The 16,005-nt window shown below is 63.9% G+C and carries 13 protein-coding genes; 12 read left to right on the forward strand and 1 reads right to left on the reverse strand.

The annotated features are described in order from the left end of the window. Window positions 1-480 precede the first annotated feature (480 nt). The 12 genes from I8746_RS02215 to I8746_RS02270 all read left to right on the forward strand — a co-directional run bounded on the left by I8746_RS02215 (window position 481) and on the right by I8746_RS02270 (window position 15,285). Window positions 481-1,542, forward strand: a complete 1,062-nt coding sequence (locus I8746_RS02215; protein WP_003248320.1) for a 3-deoxy-7-phosphoheptulonate synthase — start codon at window positions 481-483, stop codon at window positions 1,540-1,542. 80 nt (window positions 1,543-1,622) lie between these two features. Continuing rightward, window positions 1,623-1,904 carry a peptidylprolyl isomerase gene (locus I8746_RS02220; RefSeq protein WP_003248318.1) on the forward strand — a complete coding sequence of 94 codons (282 nt, stop codon included), beginning with the start codon at window positions 1,623-1,625 and terminating at the stop codon, window positions 1,902-1,904. Between the two features lie 142 nt (window positions 1,905-2,046). Next, window positions 2,047-3,846, forward strand: coding sequence for an extracellular solute-binding protein (locus tag I8746_RS02225; protein WP_259674049.1), 1,800 nt, complete (start codon window positions 2,047-2,049; stop codon window positions 3,844-3,846). Next, a complete protein-coding gene (locus I8746_RS02230) occupies window positions 3,843-4,901 on the forward strand; it encodes a microcin C ABC transporter permease YejB (RefSeq protein ID WP_014860337.1) in 1,059 nt (352 codons plus the stop codon). The genes I8746_RS02225 and I8746_RS02230 overlap by 4 nt, the downstream gene beginning before the upstream one ends. Next, complete coding sequence (locus I8746_RS02235; RefSeq protein ID WP_088512133.1) at window positions 4,901-5,917, forward strand: ABC transporter permease; 1,017 nt, start codon at window positions 4,901-4,903, stop codon at window positions 5,915-5,917. Before I8746_RS02230 ends, I8746_RS02235 begins: the two co-directional genes overlap by 1 nt. 59 nt (window positions 5,918-5,976) lie before the next feature. Continuing rightward, window positions 5,977-7,359, forward strand: coding sequence for a sigma-54-dependent Fis family transcriptional regulator (locus I8746_RS02240; RefSeq protein WP_014756594.1), 1,383 nt, complete (start codon window positions 5,977-5,979; stop codon window positions 7,357-7,359). A 224-nt stretch (window positions 7,360-7,583) separates the two neighbouring features. Next, window positions 7,584-8,975 carry a GntP family permease gene (locus I8746_RS02245; RefSeq protein WP_221100042.1) on the forward strand — a complete coding sequence of 464 codons (1,392 nt, stop codon included), beginning with the start codon at window positions 7,584-7,586 and terminating at the stop codon, window positions 8,973-8,975. A gap of 10 nt (window positions 8,976-8,985) precedes the next feature. Next, window positions 8,986-9,756 carry a 3-hydroxybutyrate dehydrogenase gene (hbdH, locus tag I8746_RS02250; RefSeq protein WP_221100044.1) on the forward strand — a complete coding sequence of 257 codons (771 nt, stop codon included), beginning with the start codon at window positions 8,986-8,988 and terminating at the stop codon, window positions 9,754-9,756. Window positions 9,757-9,811: 55 nt separating this feature from the next. Further along, the gene (gene eco, locus I8746_RS02255) at window positions 9,812-10,291 is read left to right on the forward strand and encodes a serine protease inhibitor ecotin (protein WP_012052429.1); all 480 of its coding nucleotides are present in this window, start codon (window positions 9,812-9,814) and stop codon (window positions 10,289-10,291) included. 91 nt (window positions 10,292-10,382) lie between these two features. After that, window positions 10,383-12,335: an acetoacetate--CoA ligase gene (locus I8746_RS02260; protein WP_221100046.1), complete on the forward strand. Its 1,953-nt coding sequence runs from the start codon at window positions 10,383-10,385 to the stop codon at window positions 12,333-12,335. A gap of 87 nt (window positions 12,336-12,422) precedes the next feature. Continuing rightward, window positions 12,423-12,698 (forward strand): peptidylprolyl isomerase, encoded by a 276-nt coding sequence (locus I8746_RS02265; protein ID WP_003248291.1) that lies wholly within the window; start codon window positions 12,423-12,425, stop codon window positions 12,696-12,698. 112 nt (window positions 12,699-12,810) lie between these two features. Then, window positions 12,811-15,285, forward strand: coding sequence for an autotransporter outer membrane beta-barrel domain-containing protein (locus I8746_RS02270; protein ID WP_221100056.1), 2,475 nt, complete (start codon window positions 12,811-12,813; stop codon window positions 15,283-15,285). Here I8746_RS02270 and I8746_RS02275 read toward each other — a convergent pair. Continuing rightward, window positions 15,282-15,905: a LysE family translocator gene (locus I8746_RS02275; protein ID WP_003248288.1), complete on the reverse strand. Its 624-nt coding sequence runs from the start codon at window positions 15,903-15,905 to the stop codon at window positions 15,282-15,284. The two genes, I8746_RS02270 and I8746_RS02275, sit on opposite strands and share 4 nt — an antisense overlap. Window positions 15,906-16,005: the final 100 nt, after the last annotated feature.

The raw sequence follows: 16,005 nt of genomic DNA on the forward strand, positions 1-16,005 counted from the left end.
CTCGGGCTCATTCACTGGAGAGCAACATGCCGAAACACACCCGCAACCCCGCCAACCACACCGGTCGCAGCCTGCGCCCTGTGCTGGCCGTTGCCGGCTGCGTGGCACCTGCCAGCTATTACTTTGGGTATTGGTTTAGCCACTAGGCGCCGATACCCACCCGGCGTCCACCTTCGAGGGGCCGCCGAACATGAGAATACTCAAACCCCCGGTCGGCTTCCCGACCGGGGGTTTTGCTTTTCAGGCCTTTGACCAACACCGATTCACCTTGAGGACAGATTCATGAACTACGCCACTTATTACTACGCAAACACCTCCGCCTGGCGATTTAGCCAATCCCGTTCGGGCCAGCCAGCCGCCTCCGATCGGTCTTCTACAGGTGGCAATGCAGCAGCCAATACGAATTCAACGATCTGTCGAACACCTCGATAGGGCCGACCATGCGGGCTTGAACCCGCTGTCCGCCCAGGGAAAAACGCCATGCACGCTTCCAGCCTCGCCCTGCCCCTGACCCAGCCGCAAGCGGCCAACACCACTGTCAGCAAACGCCTGCCCAGCCCGCACCTGCTCAAGCAACAGATGCCACTGCCCAGCGAACTGGCCCAGCAAGTCCAGGCCCATCGCCAGGCCATCCGCAACATCCTCGAAGGCCGCGACCCGCGCCTGCTGGTCATCGTCGGCCCCTGCTCGATTCATGACCCACGCTCGGCCCTGGAATACGCCGACCGCCTGGCCGCCCTTGGCCGCGAAGTCAACGACAAGCTGCTGCTGGTGATGCGCGCCTACGTCGAAAAACCGCGTACTACAGTAGGCTGGAAAGGCCTGGCCTACGACCCGCACCTCGATGGCAGTGACGACATGCACTCGGGTATCGCCTTGTCCCGCGGGCTCATGCTGAACATGATCGAACGCGGCCTGCCGATTGCTACCGAGTTGCTGCAACCGATGGCCGCCGGCTACTTCGACGACCTGTTGGCCTGGGCGGCGATCGGCGCACGCACCACCGAATCCCAAATCCACCGTGAAATGGTCAGTGGCCTGGAGCTGCCGGTCGGCTTCAAGAACGGTACGGACGGCGGCATCGCCATCGCCAGCGACGCCATGCGCAGCGCGGCCCACCCACACCGCCACTTCGGTATGGATGCCCAGGGCCACCCGGCGATCATCGAGACCTTGGGCAACCCGGACACACACCTTGTACTGCGTGGCGGCCACAAAGGCCCGAACCACGATGCCAACAGCATCGCCATGGCCCGTCAGGCGTTGGCCAAGGCCGGCCTGCAGGCACGGATCATGGTCGACTGCAGCCACGCCAACAGCGGCAAGGACCCGGCGCGCCAGCCAGCGGTCTTCAATGATGTGCTGGAGCAGCGCCTGGCCGGCGACCGTTCGCTGGTCGGCGTCATGATCGAAGGGCACTTGTTCGATGGCTGCCAAGCGCTGGGCAAGGGCACACTGAAATACGGTGTGTCGATTACCGACGGCTGCCTGGGCTGGGCCTCGACCGAAACCCTGTTGCGTGAGGCGGCACAAAAACTGTAGGCCAATGGTTGCAAGCCTGGCGAGACATACCCCGGACAAGTGCGCTAGGCTTGCCTTTTTACCCCCAAGGAGCAGTACCCATGGCCCGTGCAACCGCCCGCCACATTCTGGTCAGCAGCGAAGACAAGTGCAACGAACTCAAAGCCCAGATCGAAGCAGGCGCCGACTTCGCTGAAATCGCCAAAGCCAACTCCACCTGCCCGTCCAGCCGTCAGGGCGGTGACCTGGGCTCGTTCGGCCCAGGCCAGATGGTCAAGGAATTCGACACCGTGGTCTTCAGCGCCCCGGTCAACACCGTGCAAGGCCCGGTGAAGACCCAGTTTGGCTACCACCTGCTGGAAGTGACCAGCCGCCAGGACTGATTCACCCCTCCCGGTGATCAGCCCCCCTGTGGGAGCGGGTTTACCCGCGAAGAGGCCAGACCAGACAACCTCGTTGCCTGCTCCGACGCATTCGCGGGTAAACCCGCTCCCACAAGTATTGTGGGGGCTTGTATTTTCGTGCATGGGCTTTACGGTCCAGGCCGCGCCCACCCACGCCCTCACGGTCTACGGTGAAGCCCCCCGCTACGCCGCCAGCTTCCGGCATTTCGACTATGTAAACCCCGACGCCCCCAAAGGCGGCATCTTGCGCCGTTCGGCCATCGAGATCGGCCAGTTCGACCATATCCTCCCCTACATCGACAAAGGCATCGGTGTCAGCGAAGTCGATGGTCTGTTGTACGCGCCACTGGCGGTACGCTCTTACGATGAACCCTATACCGTTTACGGCCTGATCGCCCGGCGCATGGAGCGCGGCCCCAATGATGAGTGGCTGCGTTTCGACATCGACCCACGCGCCACCTTTGCCGATGGCAGGCCGGTGCGCGCCGAAGACGTGCGTTTCACCTTCGAACTGCTGATGAGCAAGGGCAGCCTGAAGTACCGGACCCAGTTCGCCGACGTGGCCCGCGTGACCGTAGAAAGCCTGCACAGCGTGCGATTCCACTTGAAGCCCGAGCACGGCCGCACCCTGGCGCTGGACCTCGCCAGCCTGCCGGTAATGCCCGAGCACGACTGGCAGCAGCGCGATTTTGCCAACGGTGCCGGCTTCGACAAGCCGGTTGGCAGCGGGCCATACCGCATCGGGCGCATCGACAACGGCCGCAGCATCACCTTCGAACGCGACCCGACATGGTGGGCGCGTGACCTGCCGGCCAGCCGTGGCCGCTACAATTTCGACAAGCTGCGCATCGAGTACTTCGGCGACACCGAAGTGGCGCGCCAGGTACTCAAAGGCGGTGGCTACGACTACAACCGTGAGTTCTCCGCCACAGCCTACACCTTGGGCTACAACGGTGCGCAACTGGACGACGGCCGCCTGCAGCGCGCCCACCTGGGCCCGGCCAAACCGCAAGTGGCTCAGGGTTTTGTGTTCAACCTCGACCAGCCACAGTTCAAGGACCGCCGTGTGCGGCAAGCGCTGGGTATGTTATGGGACTTCGAGTGGAGTAACCGGCAGATGATGCGCAACCTGTACATCCGCCAGCAAAGTGTGTTCTCCAATACGCCGTTGGCCGCTCGCCAGTTGCCGGATGCGGGCGAGTTGAAGCTGCTCGCCCCCTTGCGCGGCCAAGTGCCAGATGAAGTGTTCACCACGGTGTTCACCGCCCCGGTCACCGACGGCTCGGGGATCGTCCGTAAACAGCAGTTGCAGGCCCTGGCCCTGCTCGAACAAGCCGGCTGGCACCCCGAAGGCGACCGCCTGGTCAATAGCCAGGGCACGCCGCTGGCGTTCACGTTCCTCAATGGCCAGGCGGGCCTTGAACGCCTGCTGCTGCCGTGGAAGCGCAACCTGGCCCAGATCGGCGTGACCCTGAACATCCGCAACGTCGACTCAGCCCAGTACGTCAACCGGCTGATGGCGCGCGATTACGACATGATCGTCACCGGCTACCCGGTCACCCTGTCGCCCGGTGCCGAGTTGTACAACTACTTTGGTTCGGCGGCCGCTCACGACCCCGGCTCGAACAACCTGATGGTTTTGCAGGACCCGGCCGTAGACCACCTGATCGACGGCCTGGTCCGCGCCGACACCCAGGCCGACATGCTGCGCCACGCCCATGCCCTGGACCGCGTGCTGCAATGGAATTATTACTGGATCCCCAACTACTACCCGCCAGGCAGCTCCACCGCCTGGTGGAACCGCTTCGGCCTGCCCAAGGTCCAGGCCACCTATGACGAGGGCCTGGACACCTGGTGGGAGGTCAGCCCTACCCCGCTGACCAACGCGCAGATGGCCGAACGCCAGAAGGCCTCGCCATGACCGCTTATATCCTGCGCCGTCTGTTGCTGATCATCCCGACGCTGCTGGCAATCCTGCTGGTCAATTTCGCCATCGTCCAGGCCGCGCCGGGTGGGCCGGTGGAGCAAGCCGTGGCGCGCCTGCAGGGCCTCGGTGGCGGCGCACCCGGCGCGCGAACTGAAGTGGTCCATGGCGAATCCCGGGCCACACGCGGCCTGGACCCGAAACTGATCGAAGAGATCAAGCGCCAGTATGGCTTCGACAAATCCGCCCCCGAGCGGCTTTGGTTGATGCTCGGCCAATATGCCCGGCTGGACTTTGGCAACAGCTTCTTCCGCGGCGCCAAAGTCACCGACCTGATTCTCGACAAGTTGCCGGTCACCCTCTCGCTGGGCTTCTGGGCCACGCTGATCACCTACCTGGTGTCGATTCCGCTGGGCATCCGCAAGGCGATGCGCCACGGCAGCCGCTTCGATGCCTGGAGCAGCGCGTTGATCGTGATCGGTTACGCCCTGCCTTCGTTCCTGTTCGCGCTGCTGCTGATCGTCCTGTTTGCCGGCGGCACTTCGCTCAACTGGTTCCCGGTGCGCGGCCTGGTCTCGGACAATTTCGACGAGCTCAGTCTGCTGGGCAAGGTCGCCGATTACTTCTGGCACCTGGTGCTGCCGGTCGCGGCCCTGGTGATCGGTGGGTTCGCCACCCTCACGCTGTTGACCAAGAATGCCTTCCTCGACGAGGTTTCCCGCCAATACGTGGTCACTGCCCGGGCCAAGGGCCTCAGCGAACGCCGCGTGCTGTATGGCCACGTGTTGCGCAACGCCATGCTGCTGGTGGTGGCCGGGCTGCCACAGGCGCTGATCACGGTGTTTTTTGCCGGCTCGTTGCTGATCGAGGTGATCTTCTCGCTCGATGGCCTGGGCCGCATGAGCTATGAGGCGGCGGTGTCGCGGGACTACCCGGTGGTGTTCGGCACGCTGTTCATCTTCACCCTGGCGGGCCTGCTGATTCGCCTGCTCGGTGACCTGTCTTACACGTTGCTCGACCCGCGCATCGACTTCGATACGAGGGCGCACTGATGCTATCGCCCCTGTCGCGCCGTCGCCTGCAACGTTTTCGCCGCCACCGCCTGGGCTGGGTGTCGCTGTGGTTGTTTGCCGGCCTTCTGCTGCTGAGCCTTGGTGCCGAACTGGTGGCCAACGACAAGCCACTGCTGCTGGGCTACAAGGGCGAGCTGTACGTTCCGGCGCTCAAACGCTACACCGAGCAACAGTTCGGCGGGCAACTGCCGTTTCAGCCCGACTACCGCAGCGCCTATGTGCGCCAACTGATCGCGGAACAGGGTGGCTGGATGCTGTTCGCACCGATCCCGTTCAGTGCCGACACACCCAATTACGACCTGCAGGTGCCCACCCCCAGCCCGCCCAGTGCCAGCAACTGGCTAGGCACCGACGACCAAGGCCGTGACGTGCTGGCGCGGGTGCTTTATGGCACACGGGTATCGCTGCTGTTCGCCTTTGCCCTGACCGCGGTCAGTGTGCTCATTGGCGTGGCGGCGGGCGCCCTGCAAGGCTACCACGGGGGCTGGGTCGACCTGTTCGGCCAGCGCTTGCTGGAGGTATGGTCGGGGTTGCCAGTGTTGTATCTGTTGATCATCCTCAGCGGTTTCGTCGAACCGGATTTCTGGTGGCTGCTGGGGATCATGGCGCTGTTCTCCTGGCTGACCCTGGTCGACGTCGTGCGCGCCGAGTTCCTGCGTGGGCGCAACCTGGAGTATGTAAAGGCTGCGCGGGCGTTGGGGTTACCGGACAGTCAGGTAATGGTGCGGCATATCTTGCCCAATGCCATGAATGCCACGCTGACCTATGTGCCGTTCATGCTGACCGGGGCGATCACCACACTGACCGCGCTGGACTTTCTGGGCTTTGGCATGCCAGCGGGCAGCGCCTCGCTGGGCGAGCTGGTGACCCAGGGCAAGCAGCACCTGGAGGCGCCGTGGTTGGGCTTTACCGCGTTCTTTGCGCTGGCGGTGATCCTGTCACTGCTGGTGTTTATCGGGGATGCCTTGCGTGAGGCGTTTGACCCCCGACGATGAGTTTTCAGGCCAGGCCTTTTCGCAGGCTTGTGCCAATACATGATTCAGGATGTTCACCCATGCACGACAGCAATAGCCTCAAGGACTACCCCCAGGTACGGCAACTGGCAATCCGCTCGTTGTTCGAGATCATCGAACAGTCCAGCGAAGGCACGGTGATCGTCGACCGCCAGGCGCGCATCGTCTGGATGAACGAACGCTACGCTCGGCGCTTTGGCCTGGCCGACGCTGCCAGTGCCATCGGCCAGCCTTGCGAAACAGTGATCCCCGGCAGCCTGATGCGCGACGTGGTGAGCAATGGCCGCCCCATCCTGCTGGACATGCTCGACACGCCGAACGAGCCGTTGGTGGTCATGCGCCTGCCCATCCACGATGACCAGGGCGCGCTGATCGGCGCCATTGGCTTTGCCCTGTTCGACGAACTGCGCAGCCTGTCGCCGCTGCTCAAGCGCTACGCCAGCATGCAGCAGGAACTGGCCTCGACCCGCTCGCAACTGCGCGCCCGCCAGGCCAAATACAGCTTCGCCCAGTTCGTAGGCAGCAGCGCGCCCAGCCTGGAAGCCAAGCGACGCGCCCGACGTGGCGCCGGCAGTGATTCGCCCGTGTTGCTGCTGGGCGAAACCGGCACCGGCAAGGAGCTGCTGGCCCACGCCATTCACGCAGCGTCAGCACGGGCACACAAAGCTTTTGTCAGCATCAACAGCGCCGCCATCCCCGAGACGTTGCTGGAAGCCGAATTCTTCGGCACCGCACCGGGTGCCTTTACCGGCGCCGACCGCAAAGGCCGCAGCGGCAAGCTGCAACTGGCCGAAGGCGGCACGCTGTTCCTCGACGAGATCGGCGACATGCCGCTGGCCCTGCAGAGCAAGCTGCTGCGGGTGTTGCAGGAAAAGGAATACGAACCGGTCGGGTCGAACCAGATGCTGCGCAGCGATGTGCGCATCATTGCCGCCACCTCCATCGACCTGCAGGCTGCCATGGCCCGCGGGGCCTTCCGCGCCGACCTGTATTACCGGCTGAATGTGCTGCCGATCGAAGTCCCGCCGTTGCGACAACGGCTGGAGGACCTGCCCGCGCTGTGCGAGGCCATATTGGCTGAGCTGGGCAGCCAGTACGAGCTGGAAGCTGAAGCGCAGCAACTGCTGGCCAGGCATGCGTGGCCGGGGAACATTCGCGAGCTGCGCAATGTGCTGGAGCGCGCGACCCTGCTGGCGGATCAGCCCCGGTTGGGGGTGGCGGACCTGCGTGCGGCATTGGGGCCATTGAGCCCGCTGGCTGAAGCGCCCGTGCGGCAGCGCTACCGTGACGCGTGCGAGGCCTTTGAACGCGGCCTGATTGCCGGGGCGCTGGCCGAACAGGGAGGAAACGTGCCAGAGGCAGCAGCAGCGTTAGGGCTGGGCCGGTCGACGCTGTACAAGAAGATGGCGGCACTTGGTCTCTAATTGGAGACTTTTGTTTCTTGTTTGAGATTACAGCGAGGGCCCGTCCTCGATAACAGGCAAGCCAGCGATGGGCTGCAATGCAGCCCCTGGCGTCTCTGAAGGTAGACACAGACTTCTAACAAAACCCTTTAACCCTTACAAATCAGCCAGTTACATAGTTGGCACGATTCCCGCTATCTCCTGCTCAACGATAAAAACAAGACTCACCCAGGAGACCCACCCCGATGACCGTGCTCATCGCACTCGCTGCTTTGGCCTTGCTGATGCTGGCCGCCTACCGCGGTTACAGCGTAATCCTCTTCGCCCCCATTGCCGCCCTCGGCGCTGTGCTGCTCACCGAGCCTGCTGCCGTCGCCCCTGCGTTCACGGGGGTGTTCATGGAGAAAATGGTCAGTTTCATCAAACTGTACTTCCCGGTGTTCCTGCTAGGCGCGGTGTTCGGCAAGCTGATCGAGCTGTCCGGCTTCTCCCGCTCGATCGTCGCCGCGGCCATCCGCCTGCTCGGCACCCGCCAGGCGATGCTGGTCATCGTACTGGTCTGTGCCCTGCTCACTTACGGCGGTGTTTCGCTGTTCGTGGTGGTGTTCGCGGTGTACCCGTTCGCCGCCGAAATGTTCCGTCAGAGCAACATCCCCAAACGCCTGATCCCGGCCACCATCGCCCTGGGCGCATTCTCGTTCACCATGGACGCCCTGCCCGGCACCCCACAAATCCAGAACATCATCCCCAGCACCTTCTTCAACACCACCGCCTGGGCCGCACCGTGGCTGGGCCTGATCGGCACGCTGTTCGTGTTCTTTACCGGCATGGCCTACCTGCAGCGCCAGCGCAACAAGGCCCTGCGCGCCGGTGAAGGTTATGGCACCGACTTGCGCAACGAACCGGAAACCGCTGCCGACCTGAGCCTGCCCAACCCCTGGCTGGCGCTGTCGCCGCTGATACTGGTGGGGGTGATGAACCTGGTGTTCACCCACTGGATACCACAATGGTACGGCCCCAGTCACAGCCTGCAATTGCCAGGCATGAGCGCACCGGTACAAAGCGACGTGGCCAAGCTGACGGCCATCTGGGCTGTGCAGGCCGCGTTGTTGGTGGGCATCCTGATGGTCCTGGTGTGCGCCTTTGGCGCCATTCGTACACGCCTGGCCGAAGGCACCAAAAGCGCGGTGGGTGGTGCCTTGCTGGCAGCCATGAACACCGCCTCGGAATACGGCTTTGGCGCGGTTATCGCCTCGCTGCCGGGTTTTCTGGTGCTGGCCGATGCCCTGCGCGGCATCCCCAACCCCTTGGCGAACGAAGCCATCACCGTGACCTTGCTGGCCGGCATCACTGGCTCCGCTTCGGGCGGCATGAGCATCGCCCTGGCGGCCATGGGCGACACCTTCATTGCCGCCGCCCACGCGGCCGACATCCCGCTGGAAGTGCTACACCGGGTAGCCGCCATGGCCAGCGGCGGCATGGACACCCTGCCGCACAATGGCGCGGTGATCACCTTGCTGGCGGTGACCGGCCTCACCCACCGCGAGGCCTACAAGGACATTTTTGGTATTACCCTGATCAAGACCCTGGCGGTGTTCGTGGTGATCGCCACGTTCTACGCCACTGGCATCGTCTAAGGAGCATGGCATGACCCTTGAAGGCAAAACTGCACTCGTCACCGGTTCCACCAGCGGCATTGGCCTGGGCATCGCCCAGGTATTGGCCCGGGCTGGCGCCAACATCGTGCTCAACGGCTTTGGCGACCCGGGCCCCGCCATGGCGGAAATGGCCCGGCACGGGGTGAAGGTTGTGCATCACCCGGCCGACCTGTCGGATGTGATCCAGATCGAGGCCTTGTTCAACCTGGCCGAACGTGAGTTCGGCGGCGTCGACATTCTGGTCAACAACGCCGGTATCCAGCATGTGGCACCGGTTGAGCAGTTCCCGCCAGAAAGCTGGGACAAGATCATCGCCCTGAACCTGTCGGCCGTATTCCATGGCACACGCCTGGCGCTGCCGGGCATGCGCACGCGCAACTGGGGGCGCATCATCAATATTGCTTCGGTGCATGGCCTGGTCGGCTCGATGGGCAAGGCAGCCTACGTGGCAGCCAAGCATGGTGTGGTCGGCCTGACCAAGGTGGTCGGCCTGGAAACCGCCACCAGTCATGTCACCTGCAATGCCATTTGCCCGGGCTGGGTGCTGACACCGCTGGTGCAAAAGCAGATCGAAGATCGTGCGGCCCAAGGTGGAGATCGGCTGCAAGCGCAGCACGATCTGCTGGCAGAAAAACAACCATCGCTGGCCTTCGTCACCCCCGAACACCTCGGTGAGCTGGTACTCTTCCTGTGCAGCGAGGCCGGTAGCCAGGTTCGCGGCGCCGCCTGGAACGTCGATGGTGGCTGGTTGGCCCAGTGACGGGCGGCCTGGGCCTGGCAACGGTCCCGCATTCGTTTATCAGCAAGGAGGCCTTATGCGCCCTACCCCGATGACCGCGATTCTGGCCCTGAGCCTGGCCGCCGCCGCACCTGCGATGGCCGCCAGCCTGAAGGACATCGCGCCCTACCCCGAGGCGGAAAAAGGCTTCACCCGGCAGGTTATCCACCTGCCGGCCCAGGCCGACGAGTCGGCCTATAAACTGGAAATCCTGGCTGGCAAGACGCTGCAGGTCGACTGCAATCGTCAGCGCCTGGGCGGCAACCTGGAAGCACGCACCCTGGAAGGCTGGGGCTACAATTACTACCGCCTGGACAACGTCAGCGGCCCGGCCAGCACGCTGATGGCCTGCCCGGACGGCAAGAAGACCGAGGCCTTCGTGCCGGTGGTCGGCGATGGCTTCCTGCTGCGCTACAACAGCAAGCTGCCGGTGGTGGTGTATGTGCCCAAGGATGTCGAAGTGCGTTACCGCGTGTGGTCGGCATCGCAGGATGTGCAGAAGGCTAAAGTAGAGTAAGCAGGACCGCTTTCTCTGCAGGGTCAGCCTCTTCGCAACACAGGGCTGATCCTGCCCTGAGCCTGCTTTGTTCCGGTAAAGGAGATTCGGCATGAACGATGTGCTCTGGCGCCCGTCCACAACGCAGATCGAGGCCAGCCGGATGGATGCCTTCCGCCGCCGGGTCAACCTGCGCTACAACCTGCAACTCAACGACTACCAGGCCCTGCACGGCTGGAGCATCGAACAGCGCCCCGCCTTCTGGCAAACCCTTGCCGAGTATTTCCACGTTCATTGGCATACGCCGCCCAGCCAGGTGCTCAGCGAAGGGCCGCAAATGCCCGATGCACAGTGGTTCGCCAATGCCACCCTGAACTTTGCCGAACACCTGCTGCGCCGCCGCGACGACCGCCCGGCTGTGGTCGCCGTGCGCGAAGACGGCCAACGCGAAGTGTTCACCCATGCCGAACTGGCCGCACAGGTGGCCGGGCTGCAAACGGCATTCAAGGCTGCAGGTATCGTCCCGGGCGACCGGGTAGCTGCCATCATGCCCAATACCTGGCAAACACTGGTGGCCATGCTCGCCTGCACCAGCCTTGGCGCGGTCTGGTCTACCTCTTCGCCCGAGTTTGGCGTGCACGGCATCATCGACCGCTTCGGCCAGATCGAACCCAAGCTGCTGATCGTCTGCGCCGGTTACGAGTATGCTGGCAAGGCCATCGACCAGGTGACCAAGGTCAACCAAGTGTGTGCGCAGTTGCCTGGCCTGGAGCAACTGATCGTGGTGCCCCATACCCGCAAAGGCACGCGTGCCGACGAATTCCAGGCAGCCAACGTCAGCCTGTGGGATGACTTTTTCCAACCCGGCGGCGAGCCCCGTTTCACCCCGCTGCCGTTCGACCACCCGCTGTACATCCTCTATTCCAGTGGCACCACTGGCGTGCCCAAGTGCATTGTCCATCGCGCCGGAGGCGTGCTGTTGCAACACCTCAAGGAACACGGCCTGCACAACGACCTGAAGGCCGATGACGTGCTGTTCTACTACACCACCTGCGGCTGGATGATGTGGAACTGGCTGGCCAGCGGCCTGGCGGTGGGTGCCACGCTGGTGCTGTACGACGGCTCGCCGTTCCACCCAGGCCCCGAGCGGCTTCTGGACCTGATAGACGCCGAGGGCATCCACGCCTTCGGCACCAGCGCCAAGTACCTGGCGGCACTGGAGCAGGCAGGCCTGGAACCTGCCAACAGCCACTGCCTGATCAGCCTGCGGCTGCTGCTGTCCACCGGTTCGCCGCTGTCACCGCACAGCTATGACTATGTGTACGACAAGATCAAGGCCGACCTGTGGCTCGTGTCCATGTCGGGCGGTACGGATATCGTCTCCTGCTTCGTGCTGGGCAACCCGACCCTGCCTGTGCGTCGCGGCGAAATCCAGTGCAAGGGCCTGGGTATGGCGGTGGAGGTGTGGAACGAGCAGGGTCAGCCCGTGGTGGACGAAAAAGGCGAGCTGGTGTGCACGCGCAACTTCCCCTCGATGCCACTCGATTTCTGGAACGACCCGGACGGTCGCCGTTACCACGATGCTTACTTCAGTCAGTTTCCGGGGGTGTGGGCCCAAGGCGACTACGCCGAGCAGCGTGCCAGCGGGGGCATGGTGATCCACGGTCGCTCCGACGCCGTGCTCAACCCGGGCGGTGTGCGCATTGGCACGGCGGAAATCTACCGCCAGGTGGAAAAGGTCGAACAGGTCGTGGAAAGCGTGGCCATCGGCCAGGACTGGAACGGGGATGTGCGGGTGGTGCTGTTCGTGCGCCTGCAAGACGGCCTGCAGCTGGATGAAGCCTTGCGCCAGCACATCCGTCAGGTGATACGCCAGTACACCACGCCCCGCCATGTGCCGACGGTGATCGCCCAGGTCAGCGACATACCGCGCACCATCAGTGGCAAGCTGGTGGAACTGGCGATTCGCGATGTGGTGCATGGGCGGCCGGTGAAGAACACCGATGCCCTGGCCAACCCGGAGGCGCTGGATCAGTTTCGCGATCGCGCAGAGCTGAAGAGCTGACATTCATCGCGGCCATTTGGGCGCGATCGCTTCAACGGGATTCAATCAGGCATAATGCCGCCTTTTTCCCCGATGCACAGGTAGCCCATGAAAGCCCAAGCCCGCCACATACTGGTCAAGACCGCTGACGAAGCCGAAAAGCTCAGGCAGCGCATCGCCAACGGCGAGGCTTTCGACGTGCTCGCGAAAAAGTGCTCTCTTTGCCCATCGGGCAAGCGTGGTGGTGACCTGGGCGAAATTCGCCCGGGGCAGATGGTCGGCGCCATCGATCAGGTGATCTTCAAGAAGCCTCTGCGTGTGGTACACGGGCCGATCAAGAGCAAATTCGGCTACCACCTGGTGCAAACGTTCTACCGCGACTAACGCGCTAGCCCTTTGCCACCTGACATTTTTGCCAGTTGTGGTCGTGACGCACTCCTCTATACAACCCCGGTAACCCTGTGCACCACGCGTGGTGCGCAGGTTTCCCTGGTGAATGGAGGTTTTCCTGATGCGTCTACGCCTGATGCTGACCCTGGGTTCGCTCCCGCTGCTGGGCATGGTCACGCCCGCCCAAGCAAATTGCACCTTCGCACCCGGCCCGGGTAACGACACCTACACCTGTGACAGCGGCACCGCACCCGCGTTGGTGGACAGCAGCGGCGATAACCGCCTGGTATTCCCGGCATCCGGTAGCGGCGCCATTACCGGCGACGTAACCTTCGGCGCCGGCACAGACAGCATCGACATGGGCTCTGGCAGCATCGGCGGCAACGTCAACCAGGGCGCCGGCATCGATGACTTCGTCATGAGCGGCGGCGTCATCGAAGGCAACCTCAACCAGGGTGATGGCCTGGACACCTTTCACATGAGCGGCGGCTGGATCAAGGGCACGTTCGACAGCGGCGACTATGCCGAAATGGACGACGGACGTATCGGCAACGTCAACATGCGGCTGGACGAGAACACCTTCATCATGCGTGGCGGCAGCGTCGACCGGAACGTCATCGCGGCCTTCGACAAGGACTACATCGAAGTCTTCGAGGGCAACATCGGCGGCAACATCAGCGTCAGCGGTGGCGACGACCAGGTGCTGGTGCACGGTGGCCAGGTTGGCGGCGATGTGTTGCTGAGCTCTGGCAACGACCGCTTCACCTGGGACGGTGGCCGTATTGGCGGGCGCGTGGATGCCGGGCCAAGTGATGACACGGCACTGCTCAAAGGCCTTACGCCCGAGGTGCTGAGTATCACGTTGGACGGCGGCGAAGGTAACGACAGCCTGACGTTCGATGCCAGCCAGCCGACAGGCGGTGCCCACTATGTGAATTGGGAGCGCGTGGCGCTGAACAACGGCAGCCGGCTGGTACTGGATGACACGCTGGTAATGGGCGACAGCAACAGCAGCACGGGCAGCCTCGCCCTCGACGCCAGCAGCCGCATCACGTCACGCCAAGGGGTGATCACTGCGTTTGCCCCTGGCCAGCGCGCCGCAATCAGCAACGCAGGCACACTTGACCTCACCGCCGGCAATGATGCCATGGGCCGCTTGCGCATCGAGGGCGATTACACCGGCATCAACGGCACCCTGCGCCTGAACAGCGTGCTGGCCGGCGATGGCGCTGCTTCCGATCGCCTGGTGGTCAGCCGCGGCGCCATCGCCGGCTCTACCCAGGTGCTCATCAACAACCTCAACGGCGCAGGTGCGGCGACGGCGCAGAACGGCATCCAGGTGGTCGAAGCCCGTGACGGCGCCACCAGCACGGCCACCGCCTTTGTACAGACCCAAAGGCTATCGGCCGGAGCCTACGACTATCGGCTGTTCAAAGGGGGCGTCACTGCCGGCAGTGAAAACAGCTGGTACCTGCGCTCGACGCTGGTTGCGCCACCCGCCCCAGCCCCTGTGCCGGCACCGGGCGAGCCGCCAGTGATCGCCCCGGCCGTCACCCCGCCCGTCGCTGCGCCAGCGCCCGGCCAGGCCGAGCTGCCTGCCCCAGTGCAGGGCGAAAGCCTGCCACTGTACCGCCCCGAGGTCCCGGTGTATGCCGCAGCGCCGCGGGGTGCCGCGATCATCGCCCGTCAGGCATTGGGCACCTTCCACCAACGCCAGGGCGACCAGCTGTTACTGCAGGGTGAAAGCGCCCTGCCCGCCAGCTGGGGGCAAGCCTACGGCGGCACGCTGCGCCAGCAATGGAGCGGCACGGTCAGCCCGAGCCTGGATGGCGACCTGTACGGTTTCAAGGTGGGCCAGGACCTGTATGCCAAGGTTGGCGAGAACGGTTACCGCCAGCATGTTGGTATCTACGTAAGCCATAGCCGCCTGGACGCCGACGTCAAAGGGTTTGCCCTGGCCGTTCACGACCGCAGCGTGGGCGACCTGAAGCTCGATGGCGATAGCGTGGGCACCTACTGGACGCTGGTCGGGCCACAGGGCGCGTACCTGGACGCGGTGTTGCAATACACCCGCCTGGATGGCCGCGCCCGCTCCGAGCGTGGCGACACGCTGAACCTCGACGGCCACGCCTGGACAGCTTCACTGGAATCGGGCTACCCCATCACCCTGTCCGAGCACTGGCGCGTGGAACCGCAAGCTCAGCTGATTGCGCAAAAGGTCGCGCTGGACAGCGCCAGCGACGGCGTCTCGCGCATCCGTCATGACGCCCAGGTCGAGCTGACCGGCCGCTTGGGCCTGCGCCTGGAGGGTGCGTTCACGGGGAGCAGCGGGCGCCTGTTGCAGCCCTATGCGCAGGTCAACCTGTGGCACGGCGACGGTGGGCGCGACACCTTGAGCTTCGATGACGCAGACAAGATCAAGACCGATTACCGCTATACCTCAGTGCAACTGGAAAGCGGTGTGGTCGCGCAGGTCAACGAAGCGCTGAGCCTGCATGGCGGCGTGCAGTACACCGCCAACCTGGACAGCCGCCAGCAGGAAGCCAGCGGCGTTAACCTGGGCGTGCGCTGGCAGTTCTAGCGGCGCGCAGCCAGCAGACCGAGGCCCGCGCAACCCAGCAAGGAAGCGCTGACCCGGTTGAACATCCGGCGTGGGCCGGGCTGGCTGAACCAGCGCTGCATGTAGGCGCCCAGGCCTGAGTAGATGGCAATGGCCGCCCATTCCAGCAGCAGGAACAACACACCCAGCCAAAGGAACTGCTCACTCACCGGGGTGCTGCTACCGACCGAGACGAACTGCGGCAGGAAGGCGGTGAAGATCAGGATGGCCTTGGGGTTACCGGCCGCAACCCAGAACTCCTGGCGCGCCAGGCGCCAAGTGCCGCCTGGGTGATCGCTTGCCACCACGGCCTCGCTCACGGGTGCGCGCCACAGTTGCCAGGCGATGTAGAACAGGTAGGCCGCGCCCACCACCTTGATGGCCAGGAACAGGTATTCGCTGGTATGCAACACCACTGCCAGGCCCATCGCTGCCAGGGCGATCATGCCGCAGAAGGCAAGGATACGGCCGGCGCCGGCCACACAGGCGGTGCGCAGGCCGTAACGGCTGGCGTTGTGCAGTGACAACAGGTTGTTGGGCCCTGGCGCCATGTTCAAGGCGAAGCAGGCGGGGATGAAGAGCAGCAGGCTTGAAAGGTCCATTCTCGTTTTCCTCTGACAACAGCCCTCTATTTCGGCGCGTTCCGGGCCCTGCGGTCAAGTAACAGCCAGCGATAAAAACTGTACGGGTTCACGGTACCTG

Source organism: Pseudomonas sp. USTB-Z (genome assembly GCF_019691255.1).
Taxonomy (GTDB): Bacteria; Pseudomonadota; Gammaproteobacteria; order Pseudomonadales; family Pseudomonadaceae; genus Aquipseudomonas; species Aquipseudomonas alloputida.